Annotated in this window: 14 protein-coding genes and 2 tRNA genes; 4 read left to right on the top strand and 12 right to left on the bottom strand. The window is 57.2% G+C overall.

Annotation, left to right across the window (positions count from 1 at the left end):
* Positions 1-66 precede the first annotated feature (66 nt).
* The 8 genes from BPSY_RS00255 to BPSY_RS00220 all read right to left on the bottom strand — a co-directional run bounded on the left by BPSY_RS00255 (position 67) and on the right by BPSY_RS00220 (position 9,850).
* Complete coding sequence (locus BPSY_RS00255; protein ID WP_033497993.1) at positions 67-1,698, bottom strand: xylulokinase; 1,632 nt, start codon at positions 1,696-1,698, stop codon at positions 67-69.
* Between the two features lie 142 nt (positions 1,699-1,840).
* On the bottom strand, positions 1,841-2,953 hold the full coding sequence (locus BPSY_RS00250; protein WP_033497988.1) for a LacI family DNA-binding transcriptional regulator: 1,113 nt from the start codon (positions 2,951-2,953) through the stop codon (positions 1,841-1,843).
* An 82-nt stretch (positions 2,954-3,035) separates the two neighbouring features.
* Complete coding sequence (locus BPSY_RS00245; RefSeq protein WP_033497986.1) at positions 3,036-3,737, bottom strand: ribonuclease HII; 702 nt, start codon at positions 3,735-3,737, stop codon at positions 3,036-3,038.
* A gap of 9 nt (positions 3,738-3,746) precedes the next feature.
* Entirely contained in the window at positions 3,747-4,544 is a 798-nt protein-coding gene (gene lepB, locus BPSY_RS00240) for a signal peptidase I (RefSeq protein ID WP_033498037.1), read from the bottom strand.
* Positions 4,545-4,769: 225 nt separating this feature from the next.
* Positions 4,770-5,129 carry a 50S ribosomal protein L19 gene (gene rplS, locus BPSY_RS00235; protein ID WP_033497984.1) on the bottom strand — a complete coding sequence of 120 codons (360 nt, stop codon included), beginning with the start codon at positions 5,127-5,129 and terminating at the stop codon, positions 4,770-4,772.
* A gap of 423 nt (positions 5,130-5,552) precedes the next feature.
* On the bottom strand, positions 5,553-7,247 hold the full coding sequence (gene pgi / locus BPSY_RS00230) for a glucose-6-phosphate isomerase (RefSeq protein ID WP_033497981.1): 1,695 nt from the start codon (positions 7,245-7,247) through the stop codon (positions 5,553-5,555).
* 136 nt (positions 7,248-7,383) lie between these two features.
* A complete protein-coding gene (locus BPSY_RS00225; protein WP_157809754.1) occupies positions 7,384-8,637 on the bottom strand; it encodes an acyltransferase family protein in 1,254 nt (417 codons plus the stop codon).
* 88 nt (positions 8,638-8,725) lie between these two features.
* Positions 8,726-9,850, bottom strand: a complete 1,125-nt coding sequence (locus tag BPSY_RS00220) for a mannose-1-phosphate guanylyltransferase (protein WP_033497977.1) — start codon at positions 9,848-9,850, stop codon at positions 8,726-8,728.
* Positions 9,851-10,037: 187 nt separating this feature from the next.
* Here BPSY_RS00220 and BPSY_RS00215 point away from each other — a divergent pair.
* A tRNA-Thr gene (locus BPSY_RS00215) sits at positions 10,038-10,110 on the top strand.
* Between the two features lie 147 nt (positions 10,111-10,257).
* On the opposite strand, the gene BPSY_RS00210 is transcribed toward BPSY_RS00215, so the two are convergent.
* Positions 10,258-11,637 (bottom strand): FAD-dependent oxidoreductase, encoded by a 1,380-nt coding sequence (locus BPSY_RS00210; protein ID WP_033498348.1) that lies wholly within the window; start codon positions 11,635-11,637, stop codon positions 10,258-10,260.
* Positions 11,638-11,773: 136 nt separating this feature from the next.
* Positions 11,774-12,328, bottom strand: a complete 555-nt coding sequence (locus BPSY_RS10815; protein WP_162178423.1) for a Fur family transcriptional regulator — start codon at positions 12,326-12,328, stop codon at positions 11,774-11,776.
* A gap of 356 nt (positions 12,329-12,684) precedes the next feature.
* Here BPSY_RS10815 and BPSY_RS00200 point away from each other — a divergent pair.
* Positions 12,685-12,765, top strand: a tRNA-Leu gene (locus BPSY_RS00200).
* A gap of 868 nt (positions 12,766-13,633) precedes the next feature.
* Here BPSY_RS00200 and BPSY_RS11850 read toward each other — a convergent pair.
* Complete coding sequence (locus tag BPSY_RS11850; RefSeq protein WP_081884018.1) at positions 13,634-14,275, bottom strand: excalibur calcium-binding domain-containing protein; 642 nt, start codon at positions 14,273-14,275, stop codon at positions 13,634-13,636.
* 186 nt (positions 14,276-14,461) lie between these two features.
* Between BPSY_RS11850 and BPSY_RS00195 the strand changes: the two genes are divergently transcribed.
* Entirely contained in the window at positions 14,462-15,919 is a 1,458-nt protein-coding gene (locus BPSY_RS00195; protein ID WP_034886500.1) for a DUF2142 domain-containing protein, read from the top strand.
* A 75-nt stretch (positions 15,920-15,994) separates the two neighbouring features.
* Here BPSY_RS00195 and BPSY_RS00190 read toward each other — a convergent pair whose 3' ends face one another.
* The gene (locus tag BPSY_RS00190; protein ID WP_034886497.1) at positions 15,995-16,666 is read right to left on the bottom strand and encodes a TetR/AcrR family transcriptional regulator; all 672 of its coding nucleotides are present in this window, start codon (positions 16,664-16,666) and stop codon (positions 15,995-15,997) included.
* Between the two features lie 475 nt (positions 16,667-17,141).
* Here BPSY_RS00190 and BPSY_RS00185 point away from each other — a divergent pair, with 475 nt between their 5' ends.
* Positions 17,142-17,591 carry an HIT family protein gene (locus BPSY_RS00185; protein WP_033498338.1) on the top strand — a complete coding sequence of 150 codons (450 nt, stop codon included), beginning with the start codon at positions 17,142-17,144 and terminating at the stop codon, positions 17,589-17,591.
* Positions 17,592-17,740: the final 149 nt, after the last annotated feature.

Below are 17,740 nucleotides of genomic sequence, written 5' to 3'. Positions count from 1 at the left end.
CTGTGTGCCGATTCATGGCCCCGGCAGACAACCCGGGGCCGGCTCACCCAACGACTCGGTCCCCCTTCAGTCCTCTTCCAAAGGAATCGCCTCTATGGCAGCCTTTTCGATCGGCAGACCCGCGATGAAGCGTGTGAAGAAGCTTTCGAAGCCGGCGACATCCACAGGATCGGGCTGCTCGGTTGTCGACTGCGCATCGGCGAACACGCGTTCATCAAGGTAATCGGCAAGTGGTGTTTCAGGATGCCACAGGTAATCCGCCAGGACGGCCATGCCCCAGGCCCCGCCCTCGGCGGCGGTGGACATCACCTTGATCGGGGCGTTGAAGGCGGCCGCAAGAATCTTCTGCGCGACCTGAGGGGTGGTGAAGATACCGCCGTGCCCGACCAGGGAATCAACCTGCACGCCCTCGTCCTTGACCATCACATCCATGCCGATTTTCACCGGGGAGAATGCCGAGAACAGCTGCGCCCTCATGAAATTGGCCAAGGTCATCCTGCCCTCGGGTCCGCGGGCGAACACCGGCCTGCCTTCGGGAAGTCCTGCCAGGAACTCCCCCGAGTAGAAGCAGTAGTTGAGCAGCCCGCCCGCATCCGCATCGCCTTCGAGCGCGGACTTGAACAAGGTCGTATACAAGGCTCCCGTGTCGAGCTGAATCCCTGCGGCCTGGGCGAAGTCCTTGAATACGCGTACCCATGCGTTCAGATCCGAAGTGAAGTTGTTCGCGTGACTCATACCCGCCAGGTCTCCGGCCGGTGTGGTCACCAGGTCTATCTCGGGATGCAGGGCGGCCAGCTTGTGCTCCAGCACGACCGTGGCGAAGATCGAAGTCCCCGCCGATACGTTTCCGGTCCGGACACGGACCGAATTGGTCGCCACCATACCGGTCCCCGCATCACCTTCAGGGGGTGCCAACAAGGTACCCGCCATCAATGAGCCCGAGGGGTCGATCAGTGCGGCGCCTTCCTCGCTCAGCTCACCCGCATGTTGTCCCGCCACCAGCGGCGTCGGCAGAATATCCTCGATGCTCCACGCTTGTTCAGCCACTTCCGGCAGCTCGGCGAATTGCCGGAGCATATCGCTCTCGAAGGTTTTGCTGACCGGGTCTATCGGGAACATCCCCGATGCGTCACCCACCCCCAGGACCTTGCGTCCGGTCAATTTCCAATGCACATATCCGGCCAGGGTGGTGATGTAGGCGATTCGAGGCACATGCTCCTCATGGTCGATGATCGCCTGGTAGAGATGCGCGATGGACCAGCGCTCGGGTATGTTGTATTGGAAGAGCTCGGACAGTTTTTCGTGCGCCTCGTGGGTGTTGGTATTGCGCCACGTCCTGAAGGGCACCAGCAGACGGCCATCCTTGTCGAATGCCAGATACCCGTGCATCATCGCGGAAAATCCGAGGGATCCGATTCTGGTCAGTTTCTCGCCGTAGGCCGTCTCAACATCATTCGCCAGTGCAGCGTATGCATGCTGCACACCCTCCCAGACCTCCTCCAGTGGGTAGGTCCACAGACCATCCTCCAGCCGGTTCTCCCAGCCGTAATCGCCCGCCGCGATCGTGGTGTACCTGTCATCGATCAGCACCGCTTTGATCCGTGTCGAGCCCAGTTCGATGCCCAGGGAGGTTTTCCCCGCCCTGATCTTCTCTGCGATTGCAGCGACGTGTTCGGACGCGTCCTGGATACCTGCCATTGTTCCAGCTCCTTTGCAGAATATCAGCTTCCCCGGCAACACTGCGGGCGAGCTGCACCTGGCGCCCATCCACAAAATGTGAGCGCTCACATAACTACGATGATACTGCTATCGTCACGCTACGGCAAACGCCGCCGTGTTGTTAACGCCTGGGGGCGGGAGCCAGAGAACTGCGTTGCACGACCGTCGCGGGAATCAGATCGATCCCGTGCCTCATACGCGGAGCAGCGGGCCGGGAGATCTCCCCCAGCAGCGCCAGCACCTCCTGCATCGCGGCCCGACCTAGCTGTTCGAAGTGGGGCTGGACGGTGGTCAATGGCGGATACAGGCTGTCAACGGCAGGGATGTCATCGAATCCGACCAGACTCATATCCTTGGGTATGCGGATGCCGTGCTCATGCAGGGCACGGGTGACGCCAATCGCCTGATTGTCGTTCGCGGTCACGATAACCGTCGGCAGGCTCGCGCCCCGTTCGCCACAGTCTTCGAGATGGTGGTTGATGCGCGCATACGCCTCAGAGGCGTCCCAGCTTTGGGTGGCGATCGATACGGAGTCCACGGAGAATTCCGCACAACTCTGCTCCCACGCCGCCAATCTGGTCGCGGCGTCACGCCATTCCCCCGGTCCTGCCAGATACCATGCCGAACGATGACCGAGCCGATGCAGCAAGCCAACGACCTCATGCATCGCGTACCATTGGTCGACCCCGACGATGGCCGCGTTCTTCCCCGTCAGTTTACGCAATGCGCTGTTGCCACGCGCTCCGGTGCCATGCGTTGACGTGACCAGAACCCTCGGTTGGGCCACCTTGGCGTTGCAGGCGGCCTCGAACATCGTGTCGGTCGGCGTGATGAAGATGAAGGCTTCGACGTTCTGGGCAATCAGCGTCCCGCAGACATCCTCGAAATCCTTGCGGGTGCATCTCGCCTCATCCACCATGGCGATGGATAGGAACAGACCGTGCGCCCGGGCGGTGGCCTCAATGGCGGCGATCGTTGATATAGGGCCGAAAAAGCTGACTCCCCCGGCGATCAGACCAATCGTGCGTGAACGGCGGGAGGCCAGGGCCCTGGCGGAATTGCTCGGTCGGTATCCGAGACTGTCGATGGCTGCCTGCACTTTGGCCCGTGTGGAAACCGATACATCAGGAGAATGATTGATGACTCGGGACACCGTCTGATGCGAGACACCGGCAAGTTTGGCCACTTCGAATATGGAGGGGCGTTTGCCACCTTTGCCCGTGGTGCCGCTCATATGACCCTACCCCCTGCCGCCTGCTCATCTGATATGAGAATACCCGCACGTTGCCGAAAAACCTGACAGCCCACTATCCGCTTCAGGAAAGATGCCAGCTGACCCTATGCAGCGGGCTCGGCCCGAGCCGGGCGATCGCCTCACGATGCGCCGCGGATCCATAGCCTTTGTTGCGATCCCATCCATACGCGGCATAGGCTTCCTCACTCCGCGCGAGGGATGTCATCATGTGGTCCCTGGTGACTTTCGCGATCACCGACGCGGAGGAGACCGTGGCGCAATGCTGGTCGGCCTTGATCTGGGTGATGACATCCACCGGATACTGCAGCTCCGGTGCATCGAAGGAATCAACGACCCTGGTGATGTAGTCGTAGGGGCCATCAAGGATGGCGCAGATTGAAGGTCGGGACGCCCGGGCGTCGAAGGCCATATGCGCCTGCACATCCGTCAGGGCCCGCAGTGCAGCCATTCCCAGGGCATGCATGATGCCGAACTCATCTATTTCGGTATTGCTGGCTGCGCCGACGGCCCAGGCGTCGCTCCACTCCTCCAGATCGCCGAGCATCGCTTCGCGCCGGTTGGCACTGAGCAGTTTCGAATCGGCGACACCGGCAATGATGTCCAGATCAGACAGGCGTGCTGAGCGCACGGCAACGGCGCCCACCATCACAGGCCCGGCAAGCGCGCCGCGTCCTACCTCGTCAAGCCCTATCACCACGTCATAGTTCCGCTCGGCCAAGCCACGCTCGGTAAGCAGTGTCGGTATCTCATGCGATGTCGTCATCACGTACTGCTATTTCGCCGAGGCGGATCTGTCCGGAACGGATGCGAACACATCGTGATGCCCATTCAGGGAGCTGAGGTTCTGCACCGGCCAGTAAATCGCCAGACCCACCCCGACCACGTCGCTGACAGGGACCAGACCTTGGTCACCGTCATCGCGGTGGAATCGCGAATCGGCGGAGTTCGAACGGTTGTCACCGAGCACGAAGAGATGCCCCGCCGTTACGGTCACCTTGAACGACATCGCACTGGGATCCACCCCCGGCCTGATGTACGAATGCTCGTCAATCGCCACACCGTTGATGGTGATCGGAGAACCGGGACCGTCACAAGCTATGGTGTCTCCTGGCAGACCGATCAGACGCTTGATGAGGTACTCGCTCTGTCCCAAAGAGGAATTGGTCTCGGCACTCAGCCAATGCGCCGGATCTTTGAATACGATCACATCGCCACGCTGAAGATCCGCCACTCCGGGAATCAGCTGCGTGGTCACCACGCGATCGCCTTCATGAATCGTGTCAAGCATCGAGCCCGAAGGGATGGAGTAGAAGCCGAACAGGAAGGTCCGGATGATGATGACCACCAGAATCGGAATGCCGCACCAGATCAGCACTTCCTTCCAACTCAGCCATGCCTCCGGCCTGCGATTGCGGCCGCCTCTTCTGGATCCCCAATCGACATCATCGTCGGGCTCCGGTGCCGGCAAGGGGTTCACGCCGTGATCGGCCACGCTGAGGATACGGGCATCCCGATTGATAGGTGAGGATGGTGCATCGGCATCGTATTCATTCACATCGTCAGCGCGCATCATCTCTCCTCGTTCACGGTCCGCTTCCCCACCAACTCTAAACCAGGCCCAAGGCCGGGGTCTCCTGCGATATTCCCGCGGCCCTCGTCAGGAAACGGTGTTTGGTGGCGCACCGGCCGTCCCAGGGCCTTATGCAGGGGGCCAGCGGTCGCAGGGTACAAACACAATGACCCGGAAAGCCTTGTCAGGCCCCGGGTCATTGCATATTGAAGGACAATGCCTGAATCAGGCCTTGTTGTCACGACGCTCGGAGATACGAGCTGCCTTGCCGCGCAGATCGCGCAAGTAGTACAGCTTGGCGCGACGAACGCGGCCCTTGCGTACCAACTTGACGGAATCGATCTGTGGGGAGTGCAGCGGGAAGCGACGCTCGATGCCGACCCCGAAGCTGACCTTGCGCACCACGAAGGTTTCGCGCAGCCCTGAACCGGAACGGGCGATGACCACGCCCGTGAAGGCCTGGATACGCGTGTTGTTGCCTTCCTTGATGTTCACGTTGACTTCAACCGTGTCACCAGGACGGAAATCAGGAATGGACTCCGCAGGCTTCATCTGCTTCGCTTCAAAATTCTGGATAGCACTCATGCTGTTCCTCCATAACCGCCGCATACCGGTACGTGTAAGCGGGCGAATCGTGCATTGACGGTTGCACCCAACATCTGTATCCCTCCGGTTTGCCATCGGGAGCCTACCGATCCGTTCACACCGGGAAGCCGGGCGAACTGGACACGAGGAATGCGAATCTATGCGGCGACGCACATTCCGGCACAGCAACGCAATATATTACCCCATAAACGGTGAAATGGGAAAGTGCGCGTGGTCTTCGTCGTCACAGCGCTCACGTCGCATGAGGCCCCCCCCCCCCCCACCGATGACGATGCCCCGGCAGCGCAGGTGCGGCCCCCGCTTCCGGCGGGGTATATATCGCATGAGGCCCCGGTGCGATGCACCGGGGCCTCATGCGGCCGTATCACAGAGTCATGCTCGTGGTCACCACGACGGAGCGCTTTACAGGCGATGAGACCTGTAGAAATTGATCAGTCCCTGTGTGGACTGGTCCTGCTGGGCCAGAGCCTCGTCGTCCTGGGAGATGGCCGGGGTGATCTGCTTGGCAAGCACCTTGCCGAGTTCGACGCCCCACTGGTCGTAGGAATCCAGGCCCCAGACGGTGCCCTCCACGAAGGTGATGTGCTCGTAAAGCGCGATCAACTCACCCAAGGCGAATGGTGTCAGCGCCTCTCCGAGGATCGAGGTGGTCGGGCGGTTACCCGTGAAGACGCGAGCCGGCACAATGGCCTCCGCGGTTCCTTCGGCACGTACTTCCTCGGCGGTCTTGCCGAAAGCCAGAGCCTTGGTCTGTGCGAAGTAGTTGGCCAGGAAGAGCTCGTGCACATCCTGGTCGCCATCCTTGACGGGATTCGGGGTGTTCGCGAAAGCGATGAAATCAGCCGGGATCAGGCGGGTTCCCTGATGGATCAGCTGGTAGAAGGCATGCTGTCCGTTGGTTCCCGGCTCGCCCCAGAAGATCTCACCGGTCTGCGTGGTGACGGGGGTGCCGTCCCAGCGCACGGATTTGCCGTTGGACTCCATCGTCAGCTGCTGCAGATAAGCCGCGAAACGGTGGAGATACTGGTCATACGGCAGAACGGCATGCGAATGGGCACCGAAGAAGTTGACGTACCAGACGTTCATCAGACCGAGGAGCGCGACAACGTTCTTCTCGAATGGCGTCGTGGCGAAATACTCGTCGATTTCATGGAAGCCATGAAGGAACTCTTCGAAGCGTGCGGGTCCGAAGACGATGACGAGGGAGGTTCCCACGGCGGATTCAACGGAATACCGTCCGCCGACCCAGTTCCAGAAGCCGAAGGCGTTCTGTGGATCGATGCCGAATGCCTCGACCTTGTCGAGGGCGGTGGAGACCGCGATGAAGTGCTTCTTGATGGCCTCGGCGCTCTTCTCGTCGGATTCGTCGATGGCGTGCTGCGAGCGCAGCTCCTCAAGCAGCCAGGCCTTGGCCTCGCGAGCGTTGGTGAGGGTCTCCAGGGTGGTGAAAGTCTTCGAGACGATGATGAACAGTGTCGTCTCGGGATCAAGTCCCTTGGTCTTCTCGGCGAGATCGTTGGGATCGATGTTGGAGATGTAACGGGCACTGATGCCGGCATCCGCATAGGGCTTCAGCGCCTCATAGGCCATGACCGGACCCAGGTCGGATCCACCGATGCCGATGTTGACGACGGTCTCGATCTTCTTGCCGGTCACACCGGTCCACTCGCCCGAACGCACCTTCTCCGCGAAGGCGTAGATGCGGTCCAGCGTCTCACGCACATCCTTGACGACGTCCTGGCCGTCGACGATGTATTTGCCCTCATCCTCGACAGGGCGACGAAGGGCCGTGTGCAGCACCGCGCGATCCTCGGTGTTGTTGATATGCACTCCGCCGTACATCTGCTTGATGCGCTCATCGAGCTTGACATCCTTGGCGAGCTGGGCAAACAGATCCAGCGTCTCAGGCTTGATCAGATTCTTGGACAGATCGAAATGCAGGTCCCCCGCCTCGAAGCTGAGCTTGCTGGTGCGCTCAGGATCCTGCGCGAACCATGCGCGCAGATCGATGCCTTCGTTCTGCAAATCGTTGAAATGCTGCTGCAGCGCGCTCCAAGCTGGAGTCTTCGTTGCATCAACTGGAGGATTGATGGCCATTTGCGGTCCTTTCATCACTACATGTGGGAAACGGTGCGAACCTCTGAGTTACACAAGGACCCGCGTCGTCCAATACCACCTCTCAAGTTACTCACAAAAGAGGACAGATTTAAACAAATCGTTCCACCCGCGTATGTCATCTCAACAGTCTCAAGGCGCGCAGCACCGGTTGTCTGAGGAAACGGTCGAACAGGCACACGACCACGGCGAAAAGCAGCGCGAACACTATGCCGAAAGCGAAGAAGGCGATCATCCACATCGCCTGAACGGCAGCTCCCTGTCCCATGGCATGGGCAAGCATCGTACGCATCGCCGCATAGCACGGTGCGAACCACAGGGCGTGCATCAAGGACTGGGCGATGTAGAAGCCGAGGATGCCCGGGGCCAGGGCCGATACGACCCGTGCGCGGAATACGGCCGCGACCCGGATGGAACGTTGCACGGAGGCACAGAACAATAAGGCCAGAACCGCAAGCGCACAGGCGATCAAGGATGTCGATTTGAAGGACAAGGCATACAGCAGCGCATACCGCCCGCTTGCGGCCAGAACGCCGGTGAGCAGCAGCGTCAGCAGACAGACCGCGATCATCATCCACAGTATGATTCTGGGCTTGCGCCACCACTGCCGGGCCTTGGGTTCGCTACCACCAATACTGGTGTTGCGCACCCGCTTGCCGATCAACCCAGCGAATATGAAGGAGACCAGATAGGTCACGGCGCTCATCTGCTTGCGCCAGTCCCCCAGGCCACGACCGTCCAAATCGCCCTGGGCCACGAAGGCTATATAGGCGTTCAGCGCGTAAACGACAGCAAGCACCGCAAAGGCCAGAATCTCGGCCTTTGCACTGCCTATACGTTCGATGCCCCAGGCGATCATGGGGGCCAGCGCCACGAAGACCAGGTACAGCCAGATGAATTCCAATCCCATACCCCACCAGGACACACTTCCCGCCCCCGGCAAAGGCATGATCCAGGCGTTGACGGCCAACGCGATGAATCCATAGAACAGGACGGAAAGCACCACGGTCAGGCAGCGCTTCAGCGTCGGAACGACCTGCGAGCGCCAGTAGTCGAATTCGTGTGAGTACTCGGCCAAGGATGGGATCAGGAAAAAGCCGGAGATCATGAAGAATACGTGGTTTCCCCATGAACCGAGCAGGTTGATGACCCCCATAGCCCACATCGATGGGAATGAGGCCGCGAGAAGCTCCGCATGCGAGTCCACGATCTGCTGCTGGTGCGCGCCCAGGCCCGCGGCTTGCGTGAACCAACTGAGGAACACATGGAATACGGCGATGCTGATGATGGCGAACACCCTCAGCAGTTCGATGTGCTGATTCCTCGGGGGTTTGGCATACACGCTTCCGGATGCCGCCTGTTGGTCGTTCACGACGCCTTCGGTTCCGGCTGTGATGCGATCCGGCTGTTGCGCAACGCCCCGGGGATAATCGTGTCCGGTGGAAGCGGACCGTGTCGCCTCAGAGAATATCGTCACGACCGAGCCCGGAAAGTTTGGCGACCATGTTCTTGACCTCCTGGCTGCGGGCACGAGGTGCCACCAGCAGGGCATCCGGCGTGTCGATAACCACCATATCGTCCACTCCGAGCAGGGCCACCGTCCGACCGGCCTGGGCAGCGACGATATCACCGGCGCTGTCGAGGAACACCACATCATCCTGATCGCCCAGAACCTTGATGTTGCGCCTGTTCGAACTCGGCAGCAGAGCGGCCACCGAGTTGAAATCACCGATATCATCCCAACCGAAACCACCAGGCACCACGGCGACGCCCCCGGCGGCCGATAGCGGCTCCGCTATCGCGTAGTCGAAGGCGATCTTCTCCAGGCCGTACCAGTAGCGTGTCATCGCGGCCTTGCGGCGTTCGGAGCTTTCATCCCAGGCCTCGGCGATGGACATGATGGAGGCATGCAAATCAGGTTGGTAGCGTTTCAGATTGCTGAGCAGCACGTCGGCCCGCATCACGAACATACCGGCGTTCCAGCGGTACTCCCCCGTTTGCAGATATGCCTGGGCGGTTGCAGAATCGGGCTTCTCCACAAAGGATTCGACCAGTCTGGCGCTTTGGGCATCCGGTATCTCATCCGCCAATGATCTGCCCTGATGGATGTATCCGAAAGCCGTCGAAGGCCGGGATGCGGCGATCCCGATCGTGGTCACATAGCCCTGCCGGGCCGCCGCCGTGGCCTGCCTCACGCATTCGGCGAATGCGTCCTTGTCTCTGATGACCTGATCGGCGGCGAAGGATCCGACGACGATCCGGTCACCATGTCTACGTGCGAGAACCGCAGCGGCCAAGGCGATCGCAGCCGTTGAATCGCGGGCCACCGGCTCAGCGAACAGGCTTTCAGCCCCCAACTCCGGCAACTGCTCTCGAACGGCATCGACGTGGGCCTCACCCGTGCTCACCACCACATGTTCGGCGCCGCATACCGCCGCCAGACGATCGAATGTGGACTGGATCATCGTCCTGCCCGAATCAAGCAGATCGTACAGGAACTTCGGCCTGCTTTTACGGCTCAACGGCCACAGTCGGGTACCCACGCCCCCAGCGGGAATGATTGCATAGAAGTCTTCGCTGCTCATACCTTCTATTCTCACCCATCAGCGGTACAGCAGCATGAAGGTTTGCTGATAATCGCCCCACATGCATACATATCGGGCGCGATATGACGCATTTGGTGAACGACATCACTGAATAATTCGACAAATCGCAGCTTTCCGCTACAATCTTGAGACTGTGCCTTGCTTTCTTCGAAGCAGGGGGCGGAGTGCCACTTTAGCTCAGTTGGTAGAGCGTCTCACTCGTAATGAGAAGGTCGACAGTTCGATTCTGTCAAGTGGCTCGGAAGGTGACGCTGCGGGTATGTGTTGCGGCAATCACGGAAAAGCGGGGCCGAGGACATAAGTCCTCGGCCCCGCTTGCATCCAAAGGCGGAAGCACAGCCTCTACCGGAGGCCCCGGAAGATGGGGCTCAAATCATCGGAAGCACTCACTTCTTGGAAGCGGCCAACTCGCGTGACGCCTGTTGCGCGGCCACATTGATGATGTTCCATGGACGGTCGAAACCGGGCTGGAAGAAGAAGTCCGCATATTCCAGCTGATCCACGGTCACATGCTGCTGTATGGCGAGCGAAATCGCATTGATGTTCGCGGTGGTGTCCTGTGTGGACATGATCTGCGCACCCAGCACACGCCCGTCGTCCGCGGCAAAGGTGAGCTTGAACAGTACTTCGGCGTTCCCCTCATCGTCAGGAACGAAAGGCGGACGATACGTGTCCTTGACCAGCACGGATTTCGTCTCCACACCATAGGACGCGGCGTTGCTCTCCTTGATTCCGGTGGAGGCGAACTTGTAATCGTATATGGATAGTGCTGACGAACCTGAAACACCGGGGAAGGCGATATGCTCTCCGAGCGCGTTGCGCGCGGCGATCCTCCCCTGACGACGCGCATTCGTGGCCAACGCGATATGAGCGTAGCCACCCGTCGGAGCGAAGCCGATCAGGGTCGCGTCTCCCACCGCATAGATATCCGGCGCACTGGTGGCCTGGAAGTCATCGATTTCGATCAGACCGTGGTCGCCAAGCTTCACCACATCGGAGAGCCAGGCCGTATTCGCACGGATTCCCGCCGATTCAACGACCAGATCCGCCGCATAGGTGCCCTTGTCGGTCACCACGGCCGAGACCTTCCCGTCCTTGCCTTCGAAACGCTGCACGGACTCTCCGGCCGCCACCGAGACATCGTGATCTTCCAGGGTCGCGGTCAGTACATCGGTGAATTCGGCATCAAGATACAGCGGCAGGATCCGGTCGGCGATGTCGACGATCGTGACCTTCTTCCCTGCCTTGGCGAAGACCTCGGCCGCCTCGATGCCGATGTAGCCGGCTCCGATGACCACGACATCCTTGATATCGGGATTCACGGTCGCGGCCTTGAGCTTGATCGCCCAGTCACGTCCACGCATCGCATAGATGTTCTCAAGCTCCCTGCCTTCGACGGGGATTTCCGCCGGAACCGCGCCGGGGCTCAGAATCAGTTTGTCGTATGATTCCTCGCGCTCTTCACCGTTCTCGTGGTCGACCACATGGACGGTATGCCGCTGCGCATCGATTGAGGTGATCTCCTGACGCACGAAGACATGGACGCCTTTGGCGCTTTCACCTTCCACCGTGGCATATCTGACGGAGTTCACGTCCTTGACCGCGCCCTCCAGATACAGCTGCATGCCGCAGGACAGGAAGGATAGGAACCCGCCCTTCTCATACCACTGAATGTCGGTCTCGGGCGCATCCAGCAGTATCTGCTGGACGGCCTCATACCCCCCGTGCGACGAACCAACGACGATGATTTTCTTCTGGTCACTCATGCTGCTGTCCCTTTCATGTTGCTTGCAACGATTGATTCTGTGAACAATATGTTGGATATCCACCTGATCTGGATGTCTGGCTGGATCATTCCCGCCGACGCCTGTGTTGGCGCGGTGCACGGGAATCCGCGCATCGTCATGAAGGACGCGCTCCCACCGTGGTCTGCAGGCCGGCGCGTGCAGGCCTGTCGGTGCCTGACTCTGATGGTGAGGATGCAACGGCAACCCCGTCGGCGCCTGCGTCGCCGGTGTCATCCTTCAACCGGCCGGCACAGCTCTCGCAGATCCCACGGAATACGATCTGGGCTTCGAGTATGCGCATGCCGTGCGTATCCGCAGGCGTCAGGCAGGGCGCCTGCCCTACGACGCAATCAACGTCCTCGATGCGTCCGCACATCACGCACTGCACATGATGATGGTTGTCTCCGACACGCGTCTCCCAATGGACACTTGCCGAATCGGGCAGATTCACACGACGCACAAAGGAGGCCGCCTCCAGTTGCTGAAGCATCACATAGGCGCCCTGCACGGTCAGCGCGTCCATCTCCTTCGCATCGACAAACCCGACTATTTCGGCCGCAGTGCTGTGAGGATGGGCATCCAGTGTGTGCAATACGGCGAGTCTCTGAGAAGTGACACGCACGTGGGCCTCGCGCAGACGTTCGCGCCATGATCTCCTCGGTGACGACATCACGGACAACGCCGGCACGTGCGCAGGCGACGGAGCACCTCCCGGGACCGACGAAGCCGCGGTTTCGGGGAGACGTATACCCTCGCCTCTATTCCGTGGACCGGATGTCTGATTCTCATCGAGCATGTTTTTAGAATAGAACAAACAATTGAATAATTCAAATGTAGGAATTTCCCCTGATGGGCATGCCGTTGTTGAACCCAACGCTCCTGTGGCGGATTTCCCGATCACCCAGTACTATTGGCACACTGTGGAAGGCCGATGCTCCGGATGTGACGCATCCATCCCGCGGCCGTCAACTGGGTGCCATGGCAATCAGGATGCGGCCGAGCGGCCCATCTCCACCGATGTTCATCGCGCGAGTGGCGTAATGGTAGCCGCGCAGGATTTAGGTTCCTGTTCCTTCGGGAGTGTGGGTTCGAGTCCCATCTCGCGCACATATTTCAGCCTTGGCATCGCAACACATGAGAGCAAAGCCTGACATCCCTCTGCCCACAAATCGCCCACAACAATGCAGAGACTGATCTCCGGATGACGATTTCGACTCCGTCCGCTGTATCCCAGAAATCACCATCAAACACGTCTACGCACGCACCCGAGATTTTCTTGGACTCGCCCTTGTGCCCAAATACTTGTTACCCTCTCTGTATATTCGCACTTGCAAACCACCGAGTGATATTCTTCGCCTGCAGAAGCATCCTCCAGTAACATGAGAACGCTCATTTTCTCTGCTTTGTGCGGTCATCACATTCCTACGTCACACCCAGGAGTTTGATGTGTCGCGCCTCAACAACGATCTGTGGCAATTATTGATTGCGGGAAGACGAACTACACAGGCTTAGCGGACAACGGGATGGAGCAGTTAGCTCAATATCGTCGACCACCTAGTCATCTCTCGATCAGGATGCTTTCCCCATTGAATACACGTTCCACAAATGCATGCACACACAGCTGGGAGCTCGTCATCGTTCCACTGCGCGAACGTTTTCACTACATTGATGTGCGCATGGCCTGGGGCACAAGAGGCGTGTGCAGATGCCCTACTTCATCAGATATTTGACATTCCCATACGAAGAAGACCGTTAGAATTGACAGTCTTCACGAGGTTAAAAACACTGAATGAAATATGAGTAGTTGTCTGCAAACTTAGCATTGCTCACAACACGTTAACGCCACACAACAACATACCAGTATCCTCATTCGCACAAGCTCCTGTTCAACAAAATGGGGCCAGTGCAAAGCACTGGCCCCAATCATATATACAAGCACACCTAAATTTGTATGGATAATCAGCTTCGCCGATAATCACGGACGAGTTTCACACGCATACCCGTCCTTATCCGCGTCCAGATCCAAGGAGTACCCCGGTTGTCCACGGCGTATTCCATGACCATTAGCAGCCCAAACCGCCTTGCAATTGGCATACCGTATGGAGCCGTAGCTGTACCATGCAATCCCCTCTTTATGCCAACCCGATCGGCCAACAGACAGATATTCACTGTATGAAGTGGTGTACACATGTTCACCAGAATTCGGGTTATACAAACGATATACAGCCGACCCTGAAGAGGGCGCATACCATGCAACCCCCTCACTACGCCAGCCAAGTTTTATCAACGCACGATGTTCGTTGGCGTTCATTGTCCAATTATGATTCCCATTGTTCGGGTTGTACTCGCGGTACACTGGACGCCCTCCACTGACCGCGTTAAACGAGATCCCTTCCAACTTCCAACCGAGCTTAGCGAGCTGGTCGCGTTCTGGCGCAACCTTAGTGTAATGATGTAACCCGCTATGCGGATTGTAAACACGGTACACTGGCACAGTTGCAGGGCTGGCGGCATGTGCAGGAAGCGAGGTGAGCATGCCTGCACTTACTACCATCATGACAAGCGTCACCAGCACAATTGCGCATCGTTTCCCCACCTTCTTTGAAAGTGTGAACATCTTTGTTGCTCTCTTCCCCTAAATTAACGTGAACTTTTGAAATTGTAGTCCCCTACAGGATTATGATATAGCTTCGAAAACGATATGAAGAATATGGGGTCCGTACAGATATCAACGCATAGAAGGTGGCACGGGAGCACCTTCTGCATTCCATTTCGCCGGTTCATGCAATCGCTGTTCTAGGCTATGATGCAAATATCCAGCATAGTTTCGAAAGGTCCTGTCTTGATGGGTCATCATATCCGTGTCTCTCAAGGCCAGAGGGCATCCCAAAACAAGAAATACATAATCTTTTTCTTAATCTTCGGGGCAATCGAAGGGCTGACGTTTATTTTCAATATTGGGCCTCTCACTATGCCTGATCCTGGGATGCATTTACCTGCCACATATGCAACAGCCACAGGGCAACAATTCAACTTCGCTCAACAGACAGGAAGTGAAGGGGAAAAAGGCGCATCAATCCTCAGCATCACGGGTGACTCGATATACCTAACCCCGACGACTGCCAATAATGTCACCATAGAGAATATCCTTACATCGCCACAACAAATGACGAAATACCAAAAAGACCAGCAAAAGGAATTCTCATCCCACGTTTATACACGGATAACGAGCACCGACAATAGAGCAAACCAATACAGCTTCTTGCCATACATCCCACAAGCCATCGGTATGCGGTTAGGATTGTCAACAGATTCAAATGCCTGGAGGACACTGCAACTCTCGAGGCTATCCAATCTGGTGTTCTATCTTGCTGTCATCTGTATGGCGATCTGCGTTGCACCACGAGGCAAGCCGCTCATCGTTCTAATATCTTTATTTCCAGTGTCAATGTTCTGTGCGAGCAGTATCATGGCGGATGGTATGGTCATATGCACATGTGCACTCTTCGTCTGCTCATGCTTTGCACTTCTTCATCGGGCAACACCACTAAACATATATAGTCTTCTAGGTCTAGGAATACTTGGATTTCTGGTAGGTTCGGTCAAAGTATCCTACTTCCCGCTGATTCTGCTTATCCTCCTTGCCAGCCCTCACGCAATACGTCCAAAGCCGAGAAACATCACCACGATAATCACTCTGCTTTGCTCATTGGTCGCATCACTGCTCTGGACTCGTTTCCTGGCCAAGACACCAGGAACCTACATGCAAGTTGACAAATATGAAGCGATTCACAATCCAATCAAATTCCTCACGATACTGGCATCGAACACGGTGATTGACCCCGTACGTCTAATTGCGGGATTCCCCTTACTGCTGGTTTGGTGTATTGCAGCTCTGACTGTGATCGCCTATCTCATTCGCATTGGCCCGACTGATGTGAAAACCACGCCATTGATGATCACGATCACGAGAAGAGTCCAGATATCAGTCCCTCAATTAGTTCTCTTGGTATTGATGCTTTGCCTTGCCGCGACTTTCGCCCCCATCATGATGACGACAAGCGATCTAACAGAAATGACCTATTTCACACTGATCAGCGGATTTCAAACCAGATATCTTTCCCCGTTAGCACCGCTATTGCTAGGCTTCCTCTATCTGAGAAGACAAACACCGCATCCTATCCAAACACTCGAAAAGGCATCGGCCAGTTCTTCTGTATACCCATCACCAAAAAATCATCACACTGATGTTCATCAGTAGTGGTAACGCCAGAATTAAGGGAGTGGGTGGCATCCTGGGTTTAAAACGATCAATACCACACGTTCAGTATCTGATTTACACCGTATTCGCATTCCTATGAGTACGGGTCATCTTCTTGGATGGGCTCCTCCCCAGCAGCGCATTGATCGATTTCTCCGCGACGGCTGGCATATCCAGGTTTCTGTCGATAAGCCATTGGACCTGCAACCCACCGAGCAGAGCCTGCATAACGCGGGACAATTCATCGGGAGACATCTTCGTCTGCAGATGCTCATCCTTGATGAGATTGCGCAGCACGTGCCCGAACAACTTCCTCTCCACCGTGCCACGGTGTTTGAAATACCTGTACGCGGGACTCTTGGGATCCGAGGCCTTCACCGCCATATGCGCGAACAGCTCGATGAGGCCCGGTGTGTGTGAGTTGCGATCCATGACCTCAATCAGATAACGCAGTGACCATGCAGGGTCTTTGCCGAAGCGCGACATCTGTGAGTCCAGATCCAAAACGGAGGCCGATGATTCCATGACCGCATCAATGTCACGCTGTCTGAGCACCTCGATCATCAGATCGTCCATGGAATCGAAATAGTGCAGCACACCCACATCGGTGATGCCCACCGCCTTGGAGATCTTGGAGAGGGTGGTCTGGTCGAAGCCATCAACCGCGACGATGGTAAGCGCCGCCTGAAGTATCTGCTTTCGTCTGGCTATGCCCTTGGAGTATGAACCCCGGTCTCCGATTGACATGTTAAGGTTTGCCTCCCACAGGTAAAACGATTGTAGGAAGGCAGTATATAGTTTTTGCCGTCTAAAAAATCATAGGAACATAAGTAGCACTAGGTAAGCATTCTGATAAATGTCCTAATCGGATGATAGGGCATCCACATTCCCCGAAACACATACTCCCGCATGGCCTTTGGTGACACCAGTCTACACATTTCAAGCCATGACTCGCGCTTACTATACCCAGCGAAGATAAAATACTAATTATTTGTCAGACAATCTTTTCCTATTCCGCTGGTACCGATACAGCATACTGCGTTGAGTCGAGTCGTCAAGACTAAGCGCACACATCTTTTGGACACTTTTCAGCTTTGTCGATCCATCACCATCCGAAACCTTCCACGACCACCATGCCGGGAGGGGGATGCCAGCCCGGATAAGGATGGCGTTGCGAGGGCATCCTAGTATGGTACGGAGCAGATTTACGGGGAGGCATGCGGTGGATTGGCAGGATGACAGAATAGCTTCGGCACGTGATGGGCTGAATCCGACACTGATAGCCGAAATGGATTCCAATTATGCGGTTATGGCTGATATGCAGTTTTTGCCGGGCTGGTGCATCTTATTGCCCAAGAGGAATGTCGATTCGCTGAATGCACTGGATACACAGGAACGCAAGTCCTTTTTGTACGACATGAGCGTTCTCGGCGATGCCATACTCAGTGTCTGCAAGCCGGTCCGGGTCAATTACGACATCCTCGGCAACAGTGACCAGTATCTGCACGCCCATGTCTACCCGAGGTATGCATGGGAGCAGGAGGAGCGGTTGAAACTGCCCGTGTGGCTGTACGACAGCCACTGCTGGTCGGATCCCATGACGGGCTTCTCCGAGGAGAGGCACGGCGCATTGATGCATTCGATCAGGAGCTATCTGATGTCGCATCGCTAGGCCGTGACCTCCCTTCAGCCGATCGGACGGAGGAATGCGGGATTTGACGGGTGGGATTCCGACCGCGCACCCGATGATTGCCGAGGTGCTTCTTCATCACGCTCCGCTCCGATCCGGTGTGGGGGCCTTCAGGCAGTACCGCGAGCGAT

Origin of the sequence: Bifidobacterium psychraerophilum (genome assembly GCF_000741705.1) — a bacterium.
GTDB lineage: Bacteria > Actinomycetota > Actinomycetes > Actinomycetales > Bifidobacteriaceae > Bombiscardovia > Bombiscardovia psychraerophila.
This window is presented reverse-complemented; position numbering and strand designations above follow the sequence as displayed.

Excerpts from the sequence above, each read along its gene's own strand:
- BPSY_RS00255 (WP_033497993.1), bottom strand. The coding sequence starts at position 1,698 with ATGGCAGGTATCCAGGACGCGTCCGAACACGTCGCTGCAATCGCAGAG.
- BPSY_RS00250 (WP_033497988.1), bottom strand. The coding sequence starts at position 2,953 with ATGAGCGGCACCACGGGCAAAGGTGGCAAACGCCCCTCCATATTCGAA.
- BPSY_RS00245 (WP_033497986.1), bottom strand. The coding sequence starts at position 3,737 with ATGACGACATCGCATGAGATACCGACACTGCTTACCGAGCGTGGCTTG.
- lepB (WP_033498037.1), bottom strand. The coding sequence starts at position 4,544 with ATGCGCGCTGACGATGTGAATGAATACGATGCCGATGCACCATCCTCA.
- rplS (WP_033497984.1), bottom strand. The coding sequence starts at position 5,129 with ATGAGTGCTATCCAGAATTTTGAAGCGAAGCAGATGAAGCCTGCGGAG.
- pgi (WP_033497981.1), bottom strand. The coding sequence starts at position 7,247 with ATGGCCATCAATCCTCCAGTTGATGCAACGAAGACTCCAGCTTGGAGC.
- BPSY_RS00220 (WP_033497977.1), bottom strand. The coding sequence starts at position 9,850 with ATGAGCAGCGAAGACTTCTATGCAATCATTCCCGCTGGGGGCGTGGGT.
- BPSY_RS00210 (WP_033498348.1), bottom strand. The coding sequence starts at position 11,637 with ATGAGTGACCAGAAGAAAATCATCGTCGTTGGTTCGTCGCACGGGGGG.
- BPSY_RS10815 (WP_162178423.1), bottom strand. The coding sequence starts at position 12,328 with ATGTCGTCACCGAGGAGATCATGGCGCGAACGTCTGCGCGAGGCCCAC.
- BPSY_RS11850 (WP_081884018.1), bottom strand. The coding sequence starts at position 14,275 with ATGTTCACACTTTCAAAGAAGGTGGGGAAACGATGCGCAATTGTGCTG.
- BPSY_RS00195 (WP_034886500.1), top strand. The coding sequence starts at position 14,462 with ATGATGCAAATATCCAGCATAGTTTCGAAAGGTCCTGTCTTGATGGGT.
- BPSY_RS00190 (WP_034886497.1), bottom strand. The coding sequence starts at position 16,666 with ATGTCAATCGGAGACCGGGGTTCATACTCCAAGGGCATAGCCAGACGA.